General features: G+C 48.1%; 20 protein-coding genes. 16 read left to right on the top strand and 4 right to left on the bottom strand.

Going from position 1 to position 20846, the window contains the following annotated elements:
• Positions 1-261 precede the first annotated feature (261 nt).
• Together EDC56_RS02250 and EDC56_RS02245 are read left to right on the top strand one after the other, a co-directional pair.
• A complete protein-coding gene (locus EDC56_RS02250; protein WP_123711737.1) occupies positions 262-1449 on the top strand; it encodes an acyl-CoA dehydrogenase family protein in 1188 nt (395 codons plus the stop codon).
• Between the two features lie 101 nt (positions 1450-1550).
• On the top strand, positions 1551-2093 hold the full coding sequence (locus EDC56_RS02245; protein WP_123710898.1) for a glutathione peroxidase: 543 nt from the start codon (positions 1551-1553) through the stop codon (positions 2091-2093).
• Between the two features lie 27 nt (positions 2094-2120).
• Here EDC56_RS02245 and EDC56_RS02240 read toward each other — a convergent pair whose 3' ends face one another.
• Positions 2121-2438 (bottom strand): hypothetical protein, encoded by a 318-nt coding sequence (locus EDC56_RS02240; RefSeq protein ID WP_123710897.1) that lies wholly within the window; start codon positions 2436-2438, stop codon positions 2121-2123.
• Between the two features lie 219 nt (positions 2439-2657).
• Here EDC56_RS02240 and djlA point away from each other — a divergent pair, with 219 nt between their 5' ends.
• The 5 genes from djlA to EDC56_RS02215 all read left to right on the top strand — a co-directional run bounded on the left by djlA (position 2658) and on the right by EDC56_RS02215 (position 5995).
• Positions 2658-3473, top strand: coding sequence for a co-chaperone DjlA (gene djlA, locus EDC56_RS02235; protein ID WP_123710896.1), 816 nt, complete (start codon positions 2658-2660; stop codon positions 3471-3473).
• Positions 3474-3595: 122 nt separating this feature from the next.
• The gene (locus EDC56_RS02230) at positions 3596-4405 is read left to right on the top strand and encodes a DUF3014 domain-containing protein (RefSeq protein WP_123710895.1); all 810 of its coding nucleotides are present in this window, start codon (positions 3596-3598) and stop codon (positions 4403-4405) included.
• A gap of 234 nt (positions 4406-4639) precedes the next feature.
• Complete coding sequence (gene yfbR, locus EDC56_RS02225; protein ID WP_123710894.1) at positions 4640-5239, top strand: 5'-deoxynucleotidase; 600 nt, start codon at positions 4640-4642, stop codon at positions 5237-5239.
• Between the two features lie 109 nt (positions 5240-5348).
• On the top strand, positions 5349-5630 hold the full coding sequence (locus EDC56_RS02220; RefSeq protein ID WP_123710893.1) for a peptidylprolyl isomerase: 282 nt from the start codon (positions 5349-5351) through the stop codon (positions 5628-5630).
• Between the two features lie 41 nt (positions 5631-5671).
• Entirely contained in the window at positions 5672-5995 is a 324-nt protein-coding gene (locus EDC56_RS02215) for a DUF3301 domain-containing protein (RefSeq protein WP_245980629.1), read from the top strand.
• A 36-nt stretch (positions 5996-6031) separates the two neighbouring features.
• Here EDC56_RS02215 and EDC56_RS02210 read toward each other — a convergent pair whose 3' ends face one another.
• Entirely contained in the window at positions 6032-6385 is a 354-nt protein-coding gene (locus tag EDC56_RS02210) for a hypothetical protein (RefSeq protein WP_123710892.1), read from the bottom strand.
• A 311-nt stretch (positions 6386-6696) separates the two neighbouring features.
• Between EDC56_RS02210 and EDC56_RS02205 the strand changes: the two genes are divergently transcribed.
• Both EDC56_RS02205 and EDC56_RS02200 read left to right on the top strand, forming a co-directional pair.
• Complete coding sequence (locus tag EDC56_RS02205; RefSeq protein ID WP_123710891.1) at positions 6697-8076, top strand: DEAD/DEAH box helicase; 1380 nt, start codon at positions 6697-6699, stop codon at positions 8074-8076.
• Positions 8077-8215: 139 nt separating this feature from the next.
• Positions 8216-11155, top strand: a complete 2940-nt coding sequence (locus EDC56_RS02200) for an HD domain-containing phosphohydrolase (protein WP_123710890.1) — start codon at positions 8216-8218, stop codon at positions 11153-11155.
• Between the two features lie 182 nt (positions 11156-11337).
• Here the strand turns inward: EDC56_RS02200 and EDC56_RS02195 are convergent, their stop codons facing one another.
• Entirely contained in the window at positions 11338-12246 is a 909-nt protein-coding gene (locus EDC56_RS02195) for an alpha/beta fold hydrolase (RefSeq protein WP_162844053.1), read from the bottom strand.
• A gap of 147 nt (positions 12247-12393) precedes the next feature.
• On the opposite strand from EDC56_RS02195, the gene EDC56_RS02190 reads away from it, so the two are divergent.
• The 6 genes from EDC56_RS02190 to EDC56_RS02165 all read left to right on the top strand — a co-directional run bounded on the left by EDC56_RS02190 (position 12394) and on the right by EDC56_RS02165 (position 17701).
• Positions 12394-12687 (top strand): hypothetical protein, encoded by a 294-nt coding sequence (locus tag EDC56_RS02190; protein ID WP_123710888.1) that lies wholly within the window; start codon positions 12394-12396, stop codon positions 12685-12687.
• A 214-nt stretch (positions 12688-12901) separates the two neighbouring features.
• On the top strand, positions 12902-13609 hold the full coding sequence (gene ung, locus EDC56_RS02185; protein ID WP_123710887.1) for a uracil-DNA glycosylase: 708 nt from the start codon (positions 12902-12904) through the stop codon (positions 13607-13609).
• A gap of 87 nt (positions 13610-13696) precedes the next feature.
• Positions 13697-14983 (top strand): hypothetical protein, encoded by a 1287-nt coding sequence (locus tag EDC56_RS02180; RefSeq protein ID WP_123710886.1) that lies wholly within the window; start codon positions 13697-13699, stop codon positions 14981-14983.
• Positions 14984-15019: 36 nt separating this feature from the next.
• Entirely contained in the window at positions 15020-15976 is a 957-nt protein-coding gene (locus EDC56_RS02175; RefSeq protein WP_245980628.1) for a hypothetical protein, read from the top strand.
• Positions 15977-16084: 108 nt separating this feature from the next.
• Complete coding sequence (locus EDC56_RS02170) at positions 16085-16732, top strand: YiaD family glycine zipper/OmpA-like lipoprotein (RefSeq protein ID WP_123710885.1); 648 nt, start codon at positions 16085-16087, stop codon at positions 16730-16732.
• A 168-nt stretch (positions 16733-16900) separates the two neighbouring features.
• The gene (locus tag EDC56_RS02165; RefSeq protein ID WP_123710884.1) at positions 16901-17701 is read left to right on the top strand and encodes a class I SAM-dependent methyltransferase; all 801 of its coding nucleotides are present in this window, start codon (positions 16901-16903) and stop codon (positions 17699-17701) included.
• 8 nt (positions 17702-17709) lie between these two features.
• On the opposite strand, the gene dapE is transcribed toward EDC56_RS02165, so the two are convergent.
• On the bottom strand, positions 17710-18849 hold the full coding sequence (dapE, locus tag EDC56_RS02160; protein ID WP_123710883.1) for a succinyl-diaminopimelate desuccinylase: 1140 nt from the start codon (positions 18847-18849) through the stop codon (positions 17710-17712).
• Positions 18850-19171: 322 nt separating this feature from the next.
• Between dapE and EDC56_RS02155 the strand changes: the two genes are divergently transcribed.
• Positions 19172-20845, top strand: a complete 1674-nt coding sequence (locus tag EDC56_RS02155; protein ID WP_123710882.1) for an amidohydrolase — start codon at positions 19172-19174, stop codon at positions 20843-20845.
• Position 20846 lies beyond the last annotated feature (1 nt).

Below are 20846 nucleotides of genomic sequence, written 5' to 3'. Positions count from 1 at the left end.
AGATTTAAGTGTTAAAAGCCCATTGTACAATGATTTTGATGAAACACGAATCATTAAGGCAATGACAATACGGTTAGGCTGCCTAGTTAGCCTGCTGACTGAGTCTAGCTGAGGGGAAATGCTTGATAATTTGTAACTCATTTAAGTGATGAAACTGTTTATGCTATCGGTACAATAAAATCCTTATAAATAATAATGATTCTGCCCGCGCGAACGGGGTGGCAAAAGAAACTCATGACCCTGTGAGTTTAGGAGATGAAAATGACCGATAAAGCACAGCTACATGCACAGCTTGTTGCCACCGCACGGGAGCTTATCCCCGTACTGAAAGAGAGGGCAGCAGAAGCCACGAAACTGGGTCGCCTTCCGGATCAAACAATTGCAGACTTTCAGGAAGCAGGATTTTTCAAGATTGTGCAGCCAGCTAAGTGGGGCGGCTATGAGCTCGACCCGCAGGCGTTTTTTGACGTTCAGATGGCCGTTGCAGAAGGCTGTATGTCGAGCGCCTGGGTGCTGGGTGTTATTGCCATCCATAACTGGCAGTTGGCCTTGTTTGATGACCGCGCTGCGCAGGACGTTTGGGGTGATGATCCGACCACGCTGATCTCCTCTTCTTATATGCCGGTCGCTAAAATAGAGGTGGTAGAGGGTGGCTTCAAATTTAGCGGTCGCTGGGGCTTCTCGTCCGGCTCAAAGCATTGTGATTGGGTCTTTTTAGGAGGCATGATCCCGCCAAGCGGGCCAGGCGAGGCGCCTGATATGCGCACGTTCTTGTTGCCTAAGTCCGATTATAAAATCGTTGAAAATTGGGATGTTATGGGGCTTCAGGCCACAGGTAGCCATGATATCGTGGTTGAAGGTGCCTTTGTGCCGGATTACAGAACGCACCGCGGTGTCGATGCTTTTGGGTTGAATAGCCCAGGCAACGCAGTGAATGACGCGCCTCTATACAAGATTCCCTTCGGTCAAATTTTCCCGCGTGCAGTATCGGGCTCATCGATCGGTGCATTACGTGGAGCTCTAGCTAGCTATGTTGATAGCACAAAGGTGCGTGTTGGTGTGAACGACGGTAAGAAAACGAAAGAAAACCCAACAGCTCAGTATGTTATCGCTGAGGTGACGCAGATTGTCGATGAGTTGGAGCTGGTTCTAAAGCGGGACTTTGAGCACTCGATGGCGGCAGCGCGTGGCGAGGTGCCGCCGTTGACTGTTGAGGAGCGCGTTAAGATGCGTTGGAATTCATCGCTCGTTTCGCCTCGCTGTGTTGAGGGTATGACAAAGTTGATGGGGTGCGCGGGCGGCAGTGCAGTGTTTAAAAACCATGTATTGAACCAAGCCTTCCTTGATATCAACACGGGTCGTGGTCATGTGGCAAATAACCCAAGTAACTATGGTCGTAACTTGGGTGGTGTTGAGTTGGGCGCGCCAAATACAGACTTCTTTATCTAGCAATAGATAGCTAGTCTCGCTATTGTTAAAAGCCCGTTACTATCATGGTCGCGGGCTTTTTTGTCTCACCGGAATAATAGGTTTTACTGGGAGGGAGAAGAATGATTAGATTTTTTTTGATATCACTGTTGTTTGTGTCGTCGTCTGTATTTTCGGCTTGTGATAACTTGTTGGATTATAGTCATCAACAGCTGCGTTCGAACGAGAAAATCGACTTATGCGAGCGTTATAGTGGCAAGGTTCTGTTGATCGTGAACACGGCCAGTAAATGTGGTTTCACGCCACAGTTTGAGCAGCTGGAGGCTCTGTATCAGCGGTATCGAGCGGAGGGGCTTGTGGTGTTGGGCTTTCCTTCCGATAATTTTTTTCAAGAGTATGATAGCAGTGAGGAGACCGCGGAAGTCTGTTATGTTAACTATGGCGTGACCTTCCCGATGTTTGCATCTAGCAATGTTCATGGGAGAGATGCTAACCCGTTGTTTCGCCAGCTCTCTGAGCGAAGCGATACGTCGGTAAAATGGAATTTCTATAAATTTTTGGTGGCTAGGGACGGTAAGCATGTCGAGGCGTTTAATTCTCGTTCTGAGCCGTTGGGTGGAGCTTTGGAACAGGCAATAAAGCGGGCGTTATCACAAGACCAATAATTAGGCGATGAAGAGTCTTGTTAGCCTTTACTCCTCCCAGACCCAACGCAGAGGCTCGCCAAAGTCATCGTAGATGATTTTCTTGCGGACTCTTTTCTTTATGCTAGCTGGCTCTTTTGCTGGACTGCGGCGGGCCTCAATCTCTGAGACAACATTGCCGAGTGAGGTGCGAGTATCTTTGGGTTTTTCAAAGCCGATGCTGTTGGCACTGAGTGGTTTAGAGGTGTCGATTCTACCGCTCAGGCCTCGCTGGACATGGTTTACCTGACCCCCGCCGTCTAAATAGGCGTTAATCTGCGCGTCGAGATCGGCACGTATATCGGCTTTGGAGGGTAGCTTTTTCACAAATTCAATACACCTAAATGAATTTTACCGATGCATAATACCACTTTTCTCTATCACTGTGCGGCCAAACTACGCATTTCCTTGATCGTTTAGGGGTGTAGCTATTGCAACTGCGCTACTTCGACCCCATGCTATTGAGTTACGGTGTGCGAGGCGGTATAGATAGATATATTACGGCTTGTATGTAAGTCGCTTTGGTTTGATAGAAAGGTTATAACGATGTTTGGACGCTTGATTGGCTTAGTCTTGGGTTTCTCGGTATTTGGTTTTATTGGCGCCTTTATCGGTTACTTTATTGGTCGTTATTTCGACCGCTCGATCGCAGGCCTTGGCAACGCAGGTATGGGGCCTGAGCAGCAGGCGAGAGCGCAACAGGTATTCTTTGAGAGTGTGTTCAAATTAATGGGGGTGTTGGCCAAGGCTGATGGCCGTGTCAGCGAGGCTGAGGTGTCGCAGACTGAGCAGGTGATGAGTCAGATGGGGCTCAGTGCAGAGAATCGTCAACAAGCTATTACCTTATTTAAGCAAGGTGTTGCTGGGCAGCACAGTGTCGCCGATGTGATGATGGAGTTCAATTCAGCGTGTGGGCCCTATGCTAACTTGAAGCGTATGCTGCTGGCCTACCTCATTGGTGTGGCATTAGCGGATGGCCACCTCGACGATGTTGAGCAACAGATTCTGAGTGAGATCTCTCGTGGCCTGGGTATCTCTGACTTTGCGTTTAGGCAGCTGCTGGCCATGATTAGGGCTCAAGCAAACTTCTCTCAACAGCACGGTGGTCAATACTCCGGTGGTTTCAGTCAGGCGCCCTCTGTGGACGAGCTGGCGCTGGCTTATACGGCGTTGGGGGTGGCTAGTACTGATGATGATAAGAGCATTAAAAAAGCTTATCGCAAATTGATGAGTGAAAACCACCCTGATAAGCTGCGAGGTCAGGGCGTCCCTGATGATATGTTACGCATGGCTACAGAGCGCTCGCAGGAAATTACTACGGCGTATGAATTGATTAAAAAGCACCGAGCGGCCACGGCTTAGTTAAGCGAAGTTTAATGGTTTTAATTTCACTGGGCTGCCCTTACGGTGCTAAATTGGGTGGTCTAAAATGGTTCGTTTTTGATAGCTGATGATTTCCAGATATCTTTTGTTGAGGGGGAAATATGAATTGGAAAATAGTGACACCTATTGTTGCAATAGGCGTTGTTGGTGCTGCGGTTTGGTGGGGGATGAAGCCCGCAGACAACACGCTTATTGAAGCGCCGGTGAGCGCGGCCGTCGTACCTGCAAAGGAAGTTAAGATTCCCCCGCAGGTCGCAGAGGCTAGTGACCCTGAGCAGCAAACCGAACTTGAGCCTGTAGTCGTCCAGCAACCTGAGCTCGATATAGTCCTGCCCCCCGCCCAGCTTGATAACAGTGATGCCGTGGTGTTGGAAGCAGTAGCTGATCTTTCTCCGTCGCTGGGGAAGTGGTTGATTTCGCAGGAACAATTGCGGAAATGGGTGTTGGCGGTCGATAATCTTGCGAGTGATACTCTACCGGGGAAATATAGCCCGCTCAGTTACCACATGGATAAGTTTGAAGTGACGGGTGATGAGACTGATTTCCACCCTAATCAGAATAACTATCAGCGGGCGAATCGTCTAATCAACGCTGTTACTGCCATGGACCCTAAAGCGGTGGCGGTCTATTATCGTGCTTGGCAACCAACTCTTGAAGAGGCGTATCGTGAGCTGGGTAAACCAGGTAGCTTTGATGCAACACTGCAAAAAGCGATCGATCACCTGTTGGCAGTCCAACCTCTCCCTAGTAATGCAAAACTTGCGCAGCCCAATGTGTTTTATGCCTATGAAGATGAAGCGCTGGAGCAAAGCAATGATGTGGCTAAATGGCTATGGCGTCTCGGTGACTTTAATCGTGAAAAGATTCAGGCCTTCCTCGTTGAGTTTAGAGCCGCTAACGCCTCCCAGTAAGGGAGCCTGTAGCCTATAGAACAACGCGGCTCATGCCGCGTTTTTTTGTCTCTGAGTACACGAGTTGTATTGAACGATATTTTGAGACGACAGGTAATAGCTGAAGTTTGGGTGGAAGCTGTTGTGGCCGTCTATAACCTTAATGAGTGCTAGGGTCTTTAATTAGAGTGACCGATGACAAGAGCACATTATAAAATCAGCTTTGCCTGATATCAGATACTAGAAGAGAGTATTATGACGAGCCATTTCTTTGCTTATATTAGTAAAATTCGCTGGATACAGCGCTGGGGGCTTAAGCGTAACACGGTCAATGAAAACGTGATGGAGCATAGCTGGGAGGTGGCAACCATAAGCCATTGCTTGGCGCTGCTGCATAATCGACGTTTCGGTGGTAGTGTCGATGCACATGCTGTTGTGACTGCGGCTCTGTATCATGACTGCACCGAAGTGATTACCGGTGATATGCCGACGCCGATTAAATACCACAGTCATGCTATTACCGATGCTTACAAGGCGATAGAACGCAGTGCGGAGCAAGAGCTGTTAAGGTTGCTGCCGGAAGAGTTACGCGATGATTATGCTTCGGTTCTTCTAGAAGAGGAGCTGGATAAAGATGTTAAGAGGCTGATCAAGGCTGCGGATACGATCTCTGCTTATATCAAGTGTCAGGCAGAAATCAATAGTGGCAATGCTGAGTTCTCGATCGCAGCAGAGGAGATTGCCCTTCGTTTACGCGAGGTTGCGATGCCTGAAGTTGACTACTTTCTCGCCACCTTTGTGCCTAGCTACCAATTAACACTCGATGAGCTGTTGAAGCCGCAGAGGCGGCCATAACAAGGCATAAAGAGCGTTGCTAAATGTACCTTCGCCTCTGGGGGAGTGGTGAGCAGTGTGCGAAGGCTGGTTTATAATCACCCCGACAATTAATGAAGTGAGTAAAGCTATGGCCACTGCGTGTGCGCGACATATTTTAGTGAAAACTGCCGCAGAGGCCGAAAAGCTAAAGCAACAGCTAGCCAAAGGGGCCGATTTTGCACAGCTGGCCAAACGCCACTCACTGTGTAACAGCCGTAAGCGTGGTGGAGACTTAGGCGAGTTCAGACGTGGACAAATGGCTAAGCCCTTCGATGATGTGGTGTTTAAGAAGCCGCTATTGACGGTACATGGGCCTGTAAAGACCCGATTTGGCTACCACCTTATCGAAACGATATACCGTGATAGGTAGCTTGTTACTGCCGTTGCTCGATTATTATAAGGATAACAAACGTGTTTCATATTGAACTGATGGATCTATTTCTCTTATTGCTTGCAGCATTTGGCTATTGGTATTGGGCCAGTGCCAGAAAGATGCGTGAGTGGGTCTTTGGTGAGTCAAAGCGTTACTGTGAGGCGGAAGGTGTGCAGCTATTAGACGATTGTGTAGCGCTGCATCGATTGTGGTTTAAACGTGACAGCCAGGGCAATATTAGAGTTTGGCGTGCTTATCAGTTTGAATTTAGCTCAACAGGTGATGAGCGTTATCTAGGCCGTGTAATTACGTTGGGGAAGGAAATTGAGTTGTTCGAGTTGCAGCCCTATCGGATACATTAAACTAGGGCTGCTGATTGGCGATGAATAGGTTGAGGCTTATCGAGGATTACAATTTTTAATGATAACCCGTCCTTGCAATAAGTCACCGCGAGAGTATTCGGCAAAGCGGCATTGATTCTTTTTCGGGTCGTAGGTTTCAAGCCAAAGATTGTCCTCTTTCCACGTCATGCCCATGTACTGCTGGCCGCTGGGTACTGTGATACTCATGACGCCTCCCCAGCGTTTGACGAAGATCTGTTGTAGATAAAAGGTATAGCTGGCCCAGGCCGTCAGTAGGATAAGACCGGTGACAATGAACGAGCTTTTGTTCTTATAGCCTGCCTTGAACATGTAATAGAGAACGGCGCCGGCGACGAAGAGTGCGCAGCCCCAATAGAGGTAGGTAATCATGATGTGGTCCTATTTCGTTAAGGGTAGGCTTTTGTCAGTGTAAGACTCTACCATTTTATTGTAGTGATTTAACCCTATTACGAACCGGGGGCAGCAGCTTTAGTCAGAGTGAGGGGGCGATTAGGGATGCCTCTGTAGAGAGTGTTGACGCCTTGTGGCGATGAAGAGGGGCTGGCGGTGCCGATTTAGTATAATTGGCATCTTTGCTAGGTGTTAAAAAGCGGCAGCTAGTTGCGCACAATACGGCTATAATAACGCCCATTATTGTCTTTTAAGTTAATTATTTTATCTCTGCATGAGGAGTCCAGCACTTGTTTAGTGAGTTGTCGCTACACCCATCGTTATTAAAGGCGCTATCGATATTGAAGATAGAGCGTCCTACTGAGGTACAAGCCGCGTCGCTGCCGGCGATTATGGCGGGTGATGACCTGATGATCAGTGCTGAGACGGGCAGCGGTAAGACCGCCGCCTTTCTGCTTCCTATTCTCAATCGTTGTATTACTCAGCCCAAGGCATCGTTGAACCCACGTGCTTTGGTCCTGGTTCCCACGCGAGAGTTGGCTAACCAAGTCTATAAAAACTGCGAGAGCTTGGGCCGTTACACCCGCGTTACGCCAGGGTTGGTGATTGGCGGTGAGAGCTTTCGTCAACAGGCCTCTATGCTAAGGAAGAACCCCGAGGTATTGGTGGCAACACCTGGTCGTTTAATTGAGCATATTCATAAGGGGAGTCTTAAGTTAACAGAGATTGAGACACTCGTTCTTGATGAAGCTGACCGTATGCTTGATATGGGCTTCGCAGAAGAGGTGATGGAGATAGTAAAATTCTGTCCTGAGCAACGCCAAACGTTGTTGCTGTCTGCGACGCTAAATCATCGTGGCATTAAGACGATGTCAGAGCAGGTGTTGTCTGAACCTAAGATCATTAGTGTTGATACGGTACGGGATAATCATAGCGCGATTAAGCAATCAATTATCTTTGCTGACGATAGTAAACAGAAAGCAAAAATGTTGGCAGCCTTGATTCAACAGGAGCAACCTACGAAGACCGTTGTATTTACCAACACCAAGACGCAAGCCGATCAGCTGGGCGGCCTGATGCGTTATCATAAAATTGATACTTTGGTGTTGCATGGCGATATGACACAAGATCTGCGCAAGCAAGTTACCCATAAATTCCGCAATAGCCGAACACAGTTGCTGGTTGCTACCGATGTAGCTGCACGAGGCCTGGATATTAAAAATGTTGGTCTAGTGGTTAACTTTGATTTTCCACGTGGTGGTGATGATTATGTGCATCGTATTGGTCGTACTGGGCGCGCAGGTCAATCAGGTACAGCGGTTTCGTTTGTAATGATTAATGAATATAACTTGATGAGCTCTGTTGAGCGTTATCTCAACTTGAGCTTTGAGCGTCGCAAGCTTGATGGCTTTGAGGTCGAGTACAAAGGACCTAAAAAACTCAAGGCTTCAGGCAAAGCCGCAAGTAACAAAAAGCGTAAGCCTGCAGGCAAGAGTACAGGGGGTAAAAAGGTCGCGACGAAAAAAGCTGCCAGTAAAAAGACTGCGGCGAAGAAGGTGAAGGGCAAAGCGACTTCGGCAGTGCGTCGAGACAAAGTGAGTGGTGATAGCCCTCCAGTAAAGAGAAAACGTGCTGTTTTGTCTGGCGACGCGCCGCCGAAGAAGTTATAGGTATACTTTCAGCATGTAATGAGATTGCTTTCAACTTATGTGGAAGTCCCACGGAAAGGGAGACAAAGAATTTGCGAGCAATTAACGCTATAGTTTACCGGCAATAGACGGTAGTAGGGTGAAATGCTAGATTTTAGCAATGAATAACAATACTAGGCGGGTTGATAGGGGCAGGGGTTGGCAACAACCACTGCACCGACATATCACTGCACTGACCATCGGTTTGATTCTACTTATCGTATTGCCTTTAGGTAGTTACAGTTATCTGCGCGGCAGCGAGTTGATTGTTAGTGGCAGCCAGCAATTTGCCAGTAATGTGGCAAAAGAGGCAGGCTTAACGTTCGCCAATGACTATAAGCCTGTCGTGATGGGGGTCGAGCTGCTTGCCGAGAGTAGCATAGGCTTAGCGGAATCTGATCGGCAGCGCCTGGCTTTTTTGCCGCTGTTTACAGCGGTGCTAAGGCAGAGTGTATCGCTTGCTTCGGTACAGGTGGGGTATGGTCGTGATGAGATTTTTGTTGTTAGGGATCTTCATCATAAAGACTCTCTCGCTGTTTTCGATGCGCCTTCGACGGCAAGCTACTTAGCAGAGAGCATCCGTATTGTAGAAGGCGCGCAACGTCTACGACGTTACTTCTTTGACGAGTCACTCGCATTAATTGGCGAGCCAACACTTCAGTCGACTGATTATCATGTTGTCAGCAGGTCATGGTATCAGCAGGCTCGTCAGCATGATGGTGTTATCGTCTCGCCCCCCTACCTGTATTACTTCTCTAGGCAGATTGGTTTGACGGTGGCCAAAAAGTCAGTGCAGGGCGATGCTGTCGTCGCTGCGGATATTACACTGACGTCTGTAACGGATAGTATTTCGACACAGCGGTTAACTGAGAATAGTGAGTTATTGGCTTTTGATGATGAGGGCAGGGTGTTGGCATACGTGAAAGGTGCTGAGCATACACCCTCTAAGCTTGATAAATTCAGCATATCTTACCTAGAAGACCTTGATAGCTCGCTGCTCAATAGTATTGCTGCTGATTTAAGGGCAGGTGAGCAGCTTTTGCAGTTTGAATTTAATGAACAAGCGTGGCTTGGTAGTGTATTTTCATTTTACCAAGGAGATTCATTTAACCTCTACTTCGCCATACTCTCACCTGAGCGAGAGTTGTTATTACCGCTAATTACAATGCGTAACCGTGGCTTATTCCTGCTGTTGTTTTTACTGGTGTTAATTATACCGTTGAGCTGGTTGATGGCGGCGAAGCTCTCTTATTCGATTCGTCAGCTGGTGCGGGATACCCAACGCCTAGAGGCGTTTGACTTTACGGCCTCACCGCCACGAAACTCATCAGTGACTGAAATTAATGAGCTCGGCGGTATGATTGATAAGGTGAAGAGTACTGTTAATCACTTTCTCGAGCTGACAGAGTCTCTGGCGACGGAACACAATTACGATGCTTTGCTTGAGAAAGTCATGCGTGCGACGATGCGAGCTACTGAGGGACGTTTGAGTGCTATTTACCTCTATCAAGAGGAGCAAGAAGAGCTCGAGCTCGCGTCGATGTTGGGGGCGGATTATGCGCCAGTGTCGAAACGTATCAGAGCTTCCAAAGAGTTAAGTCACTTGTCATTGGCTGATAAAGAACACTCCCTGGTTCAATCCTTTAATCGTGGTGAGGTTGTGGTTTACCCTCTTGGTGCTGTGCAGGAAGAACGGCCACTGCTGAGGCGCTTGTTGGATGAGGGGTTGGTCGGTGATGGTGAGCTAGTGGTGATGCCGCTGAAGGATCGTTTTGGCCATAGTATCGGTGTGTTATTTGTGGCGGTAGATCAAGCGCAGGGAAATAATGCGTCGAAGGTGAGTTTTTTGCAGCGCTTATCGGGTTTCTCCTCAGTCTCAATAGAGTCCGGGCAGATGTTGCAGATGCAAAAGGCGCTATTAGAATCTTTTATTCAGCTCATTGCAGGGGCGATTGATGCGAAGTCACCTTATACCGGTGGGCATTGTCAGCGAGTACCTGAGTTGACGAAGATGATTGCTCGCGCAGCTTGCGAGCGTCAGGAGGGGGTGTTTGCTGATTTTCAACTGACGGAGGAGCAGTGGGAAGCAGTGCATATCGGTGCGTGGTTGCATGATTGTGGCAAGGTAACGACGCCTGAATTTGTTGTTGATAAGGCGACAAAACTGGAGACAATCTATGATCGTTTGCATGAGATTAGAATGCGTTTTGAGGTATTAAAGCGAGATGCAGAAATCGAACTGTTACGTAAAGGGCAGCTTGATTCGCTTGAGTTTTCTGCCGCCCTTGCTGAGCAATGGTGTCGCTTAGATAAGGAGTTTGCCTTCGTTGCCCAGTGTAATCTCGGGGTGGAGCGTATGGATGAAGAAGCCATCGAACAGCTACATAATATTGCAAGCCGTCGTTGGTTGCGTACCCTGCCAGATAATATCGGCTTGTCTTGGGAAGAGTTGCGGCGAGCGGAGGGAGAGACGTCGTCACTACCTGCCTGGGAGTCGTTATTAGAGGATAAAGTAAGGCACCGGGTCTCGCGGGTCTCGGGGCAGGCTTTAGGTGAGGAGTTTAATATGCTCGTTCCAGCGCTGCACTACAACCGTGGTGAGCTCTATAATCTATCGGTGCGGAGCGGCACTCTAACAGCAGAAGAGCGCTATGTGATTCAAGAGCATATGGTACAGACAATTACGATGTTGAAGAAGTTGCCATTTCCTAGGCATTTAGCAGAGGTGCCGGAAATTGCCGGAGGGCATCATGAGACCATGCTAGGAACAGGGTATCCGATGGGGCTAACGAAGCAACAAATGCCGGTGAGTGCTCGAATGATGGCTGTCGCAGATATATTTGAGGCGCTAACGGCCTGTGATCGCCCTTATAAGGTGGCAAAAACACTGTCACAGGCGCTAATGATTATGGCGGGTATGGCTGATCGTCAGCATATAGACGGTGAGGTATTTGAGCTGTTTGTCGCTGAGAAGTTATATCTGCGTTATGCAGAAAGCTTTCTCACCGTAGAACAAATTGATATTGATGAGTTTAGTTATCGCTACACCTCGGACGAGTAGTGATTTGCGATATCTCCTACGCTGACAATCGATAACCCCCCCTGTTGTTTATAATGAGGCTAGGGATAATAAACGGTGTATCAGGAAGATACGTGCTCTCAGGGACTTGAGCAGTGACAGGGATCGTTGGAAGAACGAAAGCCGCCTCGTAAGAAGCGGCTTTTTTCATAGTGTGCATTAATTCATCGATGTTTATGCTCATCAAGAAACTGTGCGATAGCGAGACAGCAGGCTTCAGGTTGATCGCAGATGACGGCATGGCCAGCATGCTTAATCGTTGTCAGCTGTCCAGCTTGAGGCATGACCTGCTGCACCATTTTTTCGGCAATAGGTTTCTTCAATATGGCGGATATAGCACCGCGAATAATGTGGCAAGGCCGCTGCTGTCGCTCCTGTGCTGCCAGTGCTTGCCAGAGTTGTTCACTGAGTGGGGCGGCAAGACGATGCTCGCCATTGTCGCCCTGTTTCCATAAGGCTTGAGTAAAGGCAGGATCTGTTTTTACTCTGTAGTGGCCGTTCTCATCAACATTTAAGTCGTGTTGGGTCATTGCTTCGATGGCGCTGTCTTGTGCGAAGAAATAACAGCGCTGTAGATAGCGACGATAGGTGTTGTGATCGGCGAAAGATTGCTGCATGGCTTCGGCATCCTGTCGTACTTTGGCGACGCCATTGTTATTGGCTGTTGGCCCGGTGTCAATAATCGTTAGACTGTGTATGGTTGCTGTGGCCTGCGTGGTGTACAGCAGCCCGACACGTGCGCCTAAACTGTGTCCGACAATGTGTAACTGAGAGATATTGAGCTGTTGTATTACTGTAATAATGTCTTCAATCAAATGGTGATGGCCGTAATGGTGTCTTTCGTCCCAGCTGGAGTCTCCGTGGCCACGGAAGTCGAGCCCGATTAGCCGGTAGCGGCCAGCTAGCAGCTCAGCGAGAGGTTGCCAGATGTGCGCATTGTTCATGAAGCCATGCAGTAAGAGGCAGTATGGAGCCTCATGGTCGGTACAGTGTTGGCGCCAATCAAGCACATGTAATTGATTGCTGTCTTGCTTGGTTATGTTAATGCTTTTGGGTGGATGTTTTAAGGTCATTGTTATTTGTTTCATCACTGAGGGCTATGGGCGACTATAGCAAATAGTTTGTTCATAACAACTGATTCTAGTGGCTGAGGCTGGTGATTGACGGTGCGCAGGGTATAATTTGTGCATATCGATGAATAATGCTGAGAGGGTAATCTATTGGATCTAGAACAGGCACGTGCACTTTATGCTGATGAGCGATATACAGGTGGCTTGGAAGTGACGGATAGCTTGATTGCTGCGGCTATCTCGTTGATGGAGAAATTTGAGGAGGGGATTTTTGTGGTGATAGAGCTGCCAGAAGACCGCTCTTTTCATTATTTGCGAATAAACCCCGCATGGTGGATGGCGAAGCCAGAGGGGCAGTGGGTGCTGATGTCTCAGGAACCTTTTGAGTCTTTGGTTAAAACACACCTCAAGTCTATCGGCAAAGAATACGATGGCATGCTTTGAGTAGGCGCAGCCCTTCCTGCTCGAAGTGTTGCGTACGACATTGGTGAGGACAGATATCGGTTGCTTGAGCACATTCTCGACTCCCTCACTGGTAGAGACCTTGGACAGCGCATTATTTATGTATAGTTCGCGCTATTGTTGCGATAAATGTGATAGCCGGTGTGTTTGAAGGTTTGTTAGTATTGCTGTAATAACTGATTTTAAGGTGCGGTGTGTGACGGACGTTAGCTACGATTTTTCATCGACAATCAAAAGATTGCCAAGTTGTTGGCAGGAGTTGTTAACGACACAGATGCAGCAGCCCTACATGAGTAAGCTGACAAAGGAGCTATCGGCGCGAGCGAAGCAGGGGGCGACGATTTATCCGCCTGCTGATAAGGTTTTCCATGCCTTCGATGCTTTGCCGCTGAAGTCGATAAAGGTCGTTATCCTTGGTCAGGACCCTTATCATGGTGAAGGACAGGCACATGGGCTGTCTTTCTCCGTCGAATGTGGCGTTAAGGTTCCGCCATCATTGCGTAATATCTTTCGTGAATTACATGACGATCTTGGTATTGAACTGCCACCACATGGTTGCCTTGATAGCTGGGTTGATCAGGGGGTTCTGTTATTGAATAATGTGCTGACGGTAGAAAAAGGGCAGGCGGGCTCACACCGAAAACTGGGGTGGGAGCAGTTTACCGATAGGGTTATTGACACTATTAATAGTCAATGTGAAGGGGTGGTGTTTATATTGTGGGGAGGGCCGGCACAACAGAAAGCGAAGAATGTGGACGACAGTCGCCACTGTGTTTTACAAGCACCTCATCCGTCACCATTATCTTCGTATCGAGGGTTCTTTGGTTGTAAGCACTTTTCGATGGCAAACGATTATTTAGCTGGCAATGATAAAAAGGCGGTAGATTGGAATATTCGAGACTGAGGTAAGTTGAAGTGTCGACAAGTGGTTTAACAATAATAACTATCCTTGGACAAAGTATCGAAGGGTGTCATAGAGGTTAAATGTGTTATGGACAGTGAAGATAAGCAAATAACACGAGCAGCATCGTTGAATATTGTGCAGCGTGGAAACCTCAAATTCTTAGAGAGTCAGATCCGTGAACACTGGTGCCTTGGTCAAAATATAGTTCTTTGCTGGCATGCAAGTGAACAGGGGGTGGAGCTATTGTTGGCTCCGCACTACTTCTTAGCGCAGTTTTCCGCGGCACTAAACCAAGACGCTGTAGCAAGCCGACTAGAGGCATTAAACGGTCTTTTTATTAAGAAGCTGATCTCCGGACGCCGACAGATGTCTGCGCGTGCCTTTCAGGGGGCGGCTAAGCGTTTGCAGCTTGAGCCTATAGCCATAGAGTTACCTATTCCCGTCTTAGGTGATAGTACAGCAGAGCGCATGACCGAAGAGCTATTGCATCGGTACAGTATTAGCTATGTTGATAAGCGTGCCGTGATTCTCTTTGATATCGTTGACTTTTCATTGTTTACGCCATTTGAGCAGACGAGCCAATTGAACAGCCTCTCTTACTCGATTAATTCCTCTTATCATAAGTTGCTAAAGCATGGTATTGAGGTGAACTTTACGCGTACTACCACTGGTGATGGCTTTTATATTTGGAATCGTGACAATAGCGCGGAGGCAAGCCTTAATCTGTACTTATTTATGTTGTTAGTCGTGATGGATAACGCTATTGCTCAGCGAAAGGCTAGAGGGAATACTGTCCCGGCTATTCGTACTGGCTTTCATATGGGCAGTCACTATGAGTTTTATCAAGCGGAAGGGCTTAACCCGACGATGTTTAGTTATATCGTTGGGGATGTGACGATTGAGTTATCGCGCATGTTGGATGGTGCTCATCGAGGGCAAATTGTCATGGGTGACTTCACGACGACCGTGCCGACCTCGATGAGAGAGGGAGCTTACCTTATTGATGTTGACACCCCTCGTTTTATTGAGCGAATACGTAAGCAATTACCCCTGTTAAAACAGCTATCACTGTCTGGTGAGAACATTGAGAAGGTACATTGCTATCTCACGGGCGAAACGGGTGCTTCGGGTGGTGAAACTGTGAAGACCTTCACGATAACAGACAAGCATGGTTTAAGTAGAAAAACATATAATGTACGTATCAATATCCATACCCGTAATGGCCAGGCCATTATCTTAGGGATGCAGCGGCGCTGGAAGGATCGGCGTCGAAACATTGAAGAGCGTCGTCAAGCGGGTTTAGAAAGTGAGCGTCGGCGGCTAGTCGGTGAACGGAAACAGTCTCGGGTTGCTCGTTTGGATAAAGTCACCTAAACGAAGCTTGAGGCTAGTTGGTTAGGGAACTCAGATATGACACAACAACATAGCGCCATAGCTTTACCGCGCTTGCAACACCGCCATCGCAGTGGCTTTGATGTTACTGATAAAATTGCAGTCGGTGATACTAAGGTAGTGTGCGCAGAGGTTGTTCGGCTATTGTCTGCGCATTTCGATGATCTAGATTGCAGCTTAATTAGTACTGCGTTCTTTGATCTTGAGGCGCTGTATAGTGGTCGACGGCATGGATATTATGGCTGTGAAACGCTCTATCATGACTTGCTGCACGTGCTAGATGTTACTTTGGCGATGGCGCGTTTAGTAGATGGTTACCAACAATCTCATCAAACAGGAGCGTTGTGTCTGACGAGCCGACAAGTGGAACTGGGTATTCTAGTGGCACTATTCCATGATTCGGGCTATATACGCCGTAAAGGGGATAGACGTCATCTTGATGGTGCGGAATATACGCGTACACATGTTTCTCGAAGTGCTCGTTTCCTGGGTGAGTATCTTACAGAGGTGGGCTATCAAGAGGATATTGTTCTTGGGAAAAGACTGGTGCAATTTACCGGTTATGAGATAAACCCAGATGATATTGCGATTCGTGATCCGACTCAGCGTAATCTTGGTTACCTTATTGGAACTGCAGACCTGCTCGCGCAAATGGCTGATGCTAACTATTTAAATAAATGCCGTGATTATCTTTATGATGAATTTGAGAAAGGAGGGATTGCTCGTGATACTAGTGACGGTAACATTACCGTAGTTTACAGTTCGCCAGTTGACCTGCTGGCAAAAACGCCTGAATTTGTTCACACTGCAATTGAAACACGGCTAGAGGGTTTTTTTGACGGTGTCTATCGTTATGCTGAGTGCCACTTCAGTGGAGAAAACCTTTATATGAAAGCATTATTACATAATTGTGAGCACCTCGAGGGCTTGCTGGCGCAGGGTGATATAGAATTACTGGCCACATCTATTTGTTGATGTTCATCAGACATAGATCTGATCAAATTTATTATTTTTAACGGGGGAGCTTCACTGTTGATTCTGGTGAAGTTATTACAAAATTATCTTTTATTTAACGGAAGTTGTATGAAAAGTTTTACGATCATCTTATGCGCCTTAATGTTGACTGCCTGTATGAGTACAGACCCATTTACAGGGCAGCAGAAAGTCAGTAATACAGCTAAGGGGGCAGGTATTGGCGCTGTTAGTGGCGCCTTACTAGGGGCAGCGTTGTCCAGTGATAAAGATCGTGGTAAAGGTGCTGCGATCGGTGCAGCAGTTGGTGGTGGCATTGGTGGTGGCGTCGGTTTTAGCATGGACAAGCAGGAGGCAGTATTACGAGATAAGTTGCAGGGGTCTGGGGTCCAAGTTCAGCGTGAGGGTGATAATATTCGCCTAGTTATGCCGGGTAACATTACCTTTGGCAGCTCTAGCTACAGTATTCGCCCAAGCTTTGAGTCGGTGCTCGAGTCTATTGTTATTGTTGTGCAAGAGTTCCCTGATACCGTGCTGCGCATTGGTGGCCATACGGACTCAACAGGTAGTGCAAGCCTGAATCAAAAGCTTAGCGAGCAGCGAGCTGATAGTGTTGGTAACTTCCTTATCCGTGAGCATGTGAAAGCGGGCCGAGTACAAACCAAAGGCTATGGTCCTCGTTATCCTATTGCCTCGAATACCACTGTTGAGGGGCGTGCGCAGAATCGACGTGTTGAGCTTCAATTGTTGCCAATTTAGCGCTTGATAGTTAATCATTAATTGTTCGAAAGCCAGGCTTAGCCTGGTTTTTTTTGGCATAGATTAAGTAGGCGATGCTGTTAACTGGCTGTTGGTGGCAGTCTTTCTGTCATCTAAGTGCTGCCTTGATTATACTGGCGCTATCTCTATCACACTCGATATTATGTTATGACCTCTTCTGCTAGTCGTTTATTACCTCCCATCTATGTCGCTGATGAAGCAAGCTTGTTACGTGCTCGACAACTTGCCTCTGACCTGCAACTGGACTTGATTGAAGATTTATCGTGTTTAGACCGTGCACAATATGTGTTGTCGGTTTCGAGCGAGGGGCTGACATTGTTGCCGGCTGGGGGTAAGGGAGGAGGCGTGAGGGTCGACTTCGCCTCAGGGGCAGTGGCGCACCGCCGACATTTTGGTGGAGGTAAGGGACAAATGATTGCGAAGGCGGTTGGTTTCTCCAAAGGCGCTGTTCCCAGTGTTCTCGATGCTACGGCGGGTCTAGGTAAAGATGCTTTTGTGTTGGCAACGTTGGGTTGCAAGATGAAGCTCTTTGAGCGCTCAGTGGTTGTCGCTGAGTTACTGGCTGATGGTATAGCGCGAGCATTGAGCGAAGGTGATGGTGAGTTGCAGGAGATCGTGCGACGTATGTCGTTACAGCGAGGTGATGCGATAGAAGCAATGACCCAAGCGACAACACCGTTAGCTGACGTGGTCTACTTGGATCCAATGTACCCTGCGAGCAAGAAGTCGGCAGCTGTGAAGAAAGAGATGCAAGCCTTTCAGCAAATAGTGGGGAAGGACTTGGACGGTGAGGCGCTTTTATTGGCGGGTCTCAATGCAGCGGAGTATCGCGTGGTTGTAAAGCGTCCGAGAAAGGGAGAGACATTGCCGGGGGTGGAGCCCGGCTATCAATTGATGGGTAAATCGTCGCGGTTTGACATTTACCCAATCAAGGCATTTAAATCTTGACTAAATACCTAAGAACAAAACATATTTTCTAATGTTTTCAGGTAGATGTCGTGGAGAGTGTCAAGATCTTCGGCGGATACGCACTCATCGACCTTGTGGATGGTCGCGTTGACAGGACCTACTTCGACGACTTGGGTGCCAGTGGGGGCGATGAAGCGTCCGTCTGATGTCCCCCCAGAGGTTGATAGTTCGGTGCTTCGGCCGGTACTGCTTTGGATTGCCTGGCTGATTGCATCGACTAAGCGCCCTTTCTCAGTTAAGAATGGTAAGCCACTGAGATTCCAGTCAATTTTGTATTCTAAGTCATGCTTCTTGAGAATGGAAACAACGCGCTGTTTGATGACTTCTGGTGTCAGCTCGGTAGAAAAACGTAGGTTAAAGACCACCTCTAAGCTGCCGGGGATAACGTTGGTGGCTCCAGTGCCGCCGTTGATGTTGGATATCTGTAGGCTGGTGGCAGGGAAGTAGTCGTTACCTTCATCCCAATGCTCTTGGCTTAGGTCGGTAAGGGCTGGAACTGCTTTGTGAATTGGGTTGTCGGCCAGTTGAGGGTAGGCGACATGGCCCTGTGTGCCGAGTATGGTTAAGACGCAGCCTAGAGAGCCCCGGCGACCATTTTTAATGACGTCACCAACCTGTTTAGTGCTAGAGGGCTCGCCAACGAGGCACCAGTCGATAAATTCCCCTTGCTGTTGCAGGTGTTCGACGACCTTGACGGTGCCGTTCACGGCGGGTCCTTCTTCATCGCTAGTGATTAGGAAGCCAATGCGACCCGGGTGAGTGGGGTGCTCGCCAACGAAGGCCTCGCAGGCCGTGACCATCGCAGCGAGGCTGCCTTTCATGTCTGCGGCACCACGGCCGTATAGCATGCCATCGACAATTGTTGGGCTAAACGGATTGTATTGCCAGTCGCTGTGGGGGCCGGTTGGTACGACATCTGTATGCCCAGCAAAGGCAAGTAGTGGACCGCTTTCGCCGTGCACTGCCCAAAAATTGTCAACATCGCCGAAACGTAGACGCTCGATATTGAAACCGATTGCCTCGAGACGTTTTATCATGAGCTCCTGACAACCCTTGTCCTCAGGGGTGATGGAGTCGATAGCGATAAGCTGACAGGCGAGGTCGATGGTGTTTGAGATCGAAGTCATAGCGAAAGTAGATACCGAGCAAAGTGAGGAAATAAGATTAATGAAGGAGCGAGTATACCGAATTGGGTGTCTAATCCCAGCATGAAGCGTGCTAAATCACAAAACTTTAGTGGTTGACAGGCAGAAAGCTGATGAGAGAGATGGCAATGTATTGTTTCACCAGCGATGGCGGTAATGAGAGCTGTATCTGCTAGGCTTAATAGTCCTTTATAAGGGGCTTTATAGAGTGAGTCATCGAGCTGCTGGGGGTTAAAGGAGGGGCAGCCGGCTTACAATATCGTGAATTAATTTAGTGCGATAGCTTGTAACGACAGAGGTGAAGATGAAGTTTAACTATCTTTTTCTCGTGCTGACGCTGATCACTATCAGTCTGTCTAGCTGTGTTGATGAAAGGGGCTTTTTCGGCGGAGAACGAGTCGATATTCTCTATAAGAATGGTGAAATTATCACTATGAATGGTAATGTCCCGACTTATGCCGAAGTGGTTGCTGTAAAGAATGGTCGAATTATCTTTGTGGGTAACGAGCGAGAAGCCAATGATCGTTTTGTGCGCTCACCGATATATGATCTGGCTGGGAAAACTATGTTGCCTGGGTTTATCGATGCGCATAGCCACTTTATGTTAGCGGTACAGATGGCCGGTCAGGTGAATATAGCGAGCCCGCCAGTGGGACCTGCTACTGATATAGCCAGCATATTAGTTGTGTTGAGGCAGTTTAAGGCTGATAAAAGCTTGACTGAAGGCGCTTTCATTATTGGTTGGGGCTATGATTCTGCAGGACTTGCAGAGCGGCGTGATATCACTCGTCAAGAGTTGGATCAAGCCTTCCCAAACAACCCTGTGGTGTTGATCGAACAATCAGGAGGTGGAGCAATACTGAATAGTCAGTCCCTTGCTTGGGTGAGAATAAATGAAGGGCTCTTGGTTGAGGACGTTGAGGGTAGGGTGAGCGATGCAGCTTATCAGAAAATCTCCGTTATGTTGTTTCGTCGCCTTGAGCATGAGCGGATGATGGCGCTCCTGGAGGCGCAAAATCGGTACGTTAGGCATGGTTATACACATACGCAGGAAGGCTTCGCTTCCTTTAGTGATATTGTCTTTTTAACAAGGGCGTCGCAACAGAAATATTTAATGATTGATGTCGCGCTGCTAACGCGGAGGGAAGATCTAGATGATATCGTTAGTGCTGGTTACTACTTTGGAGAATATCGTAATCACTTGAAATTGCAAGGTGTTAAGATTTTTGCCTTAGCTACCGAAAATACTGCTGTGAGAACCCCTGCGAAGAGGCGCAGTGAGGTACAAACAGGAGAAGGGCGTGAGTTTGGTCTGGAAAAATTAACAATTAACGCTTCTTTAAAACAATTTGCCGGTAGCGGTATGCAGTTGTTTATCCATATTGCGGATGTCGCGGCAGTCGATGAAGTGGCCCAGGGGTTAGCAGAGGCTGGATTTAAAGCAGGTGACGATAATCGCCCGGTTCTTTTACTAGCGCAGCCGATATGGGCCAGGCAGCTTAGGCAATTTGCCGGCATGGGGGTGTCGCCAGCCTTTCTATCTAACCAAAACTACTTTCAAGGTAATGATTATATAGCTCGCTTTGGTAGGAGGGAGGCCAGTACAGTAAACCCCATTAGATCGGCTGTCGATATAGGTATGATTTACTCAAACTACAGTGACTTTAGTCGCACGCCGCTAGACCCCTTCTTTATGATGTGGACAGCAATGGTGCGCGAAACGAAGAGTGGGGTCGTATTGGGGCGAGGTGAGAGAATTGATGCTTATACTGCACTGCAGGGCTTAACCTCAGGTCCTGCTTATCAATTACATGAGGAGCGCCGCAAAGGGATGATCAAAGAAGGAATGTTGGCTGACTTTGTTATTTTGGCCGCTAACCCATTGCGAGTTAACATAAATCGTCTGCGTACTATAGAAGTTGTCGAGACGATTAAAGAGGGGGAGGTAGTCTATAAGCGTCAGCCCCCTCGTGGTTAGA

The organism is Sinobacterium caligoides (genome assembly GCF_003752585.1).
Taxonomy (GTDB): domain Bacteria; phylum Pseudomonadota; class Gammaproteobacteria; order Pseudomonadales; family Sinobacteriaceae; genus Sinobacterium; species Sinobacterium caligoides.
Note: the sequence above shows the minus strand (reverse complement) of the source record. Positions and strands in the feature narration are given on the sequence as shown.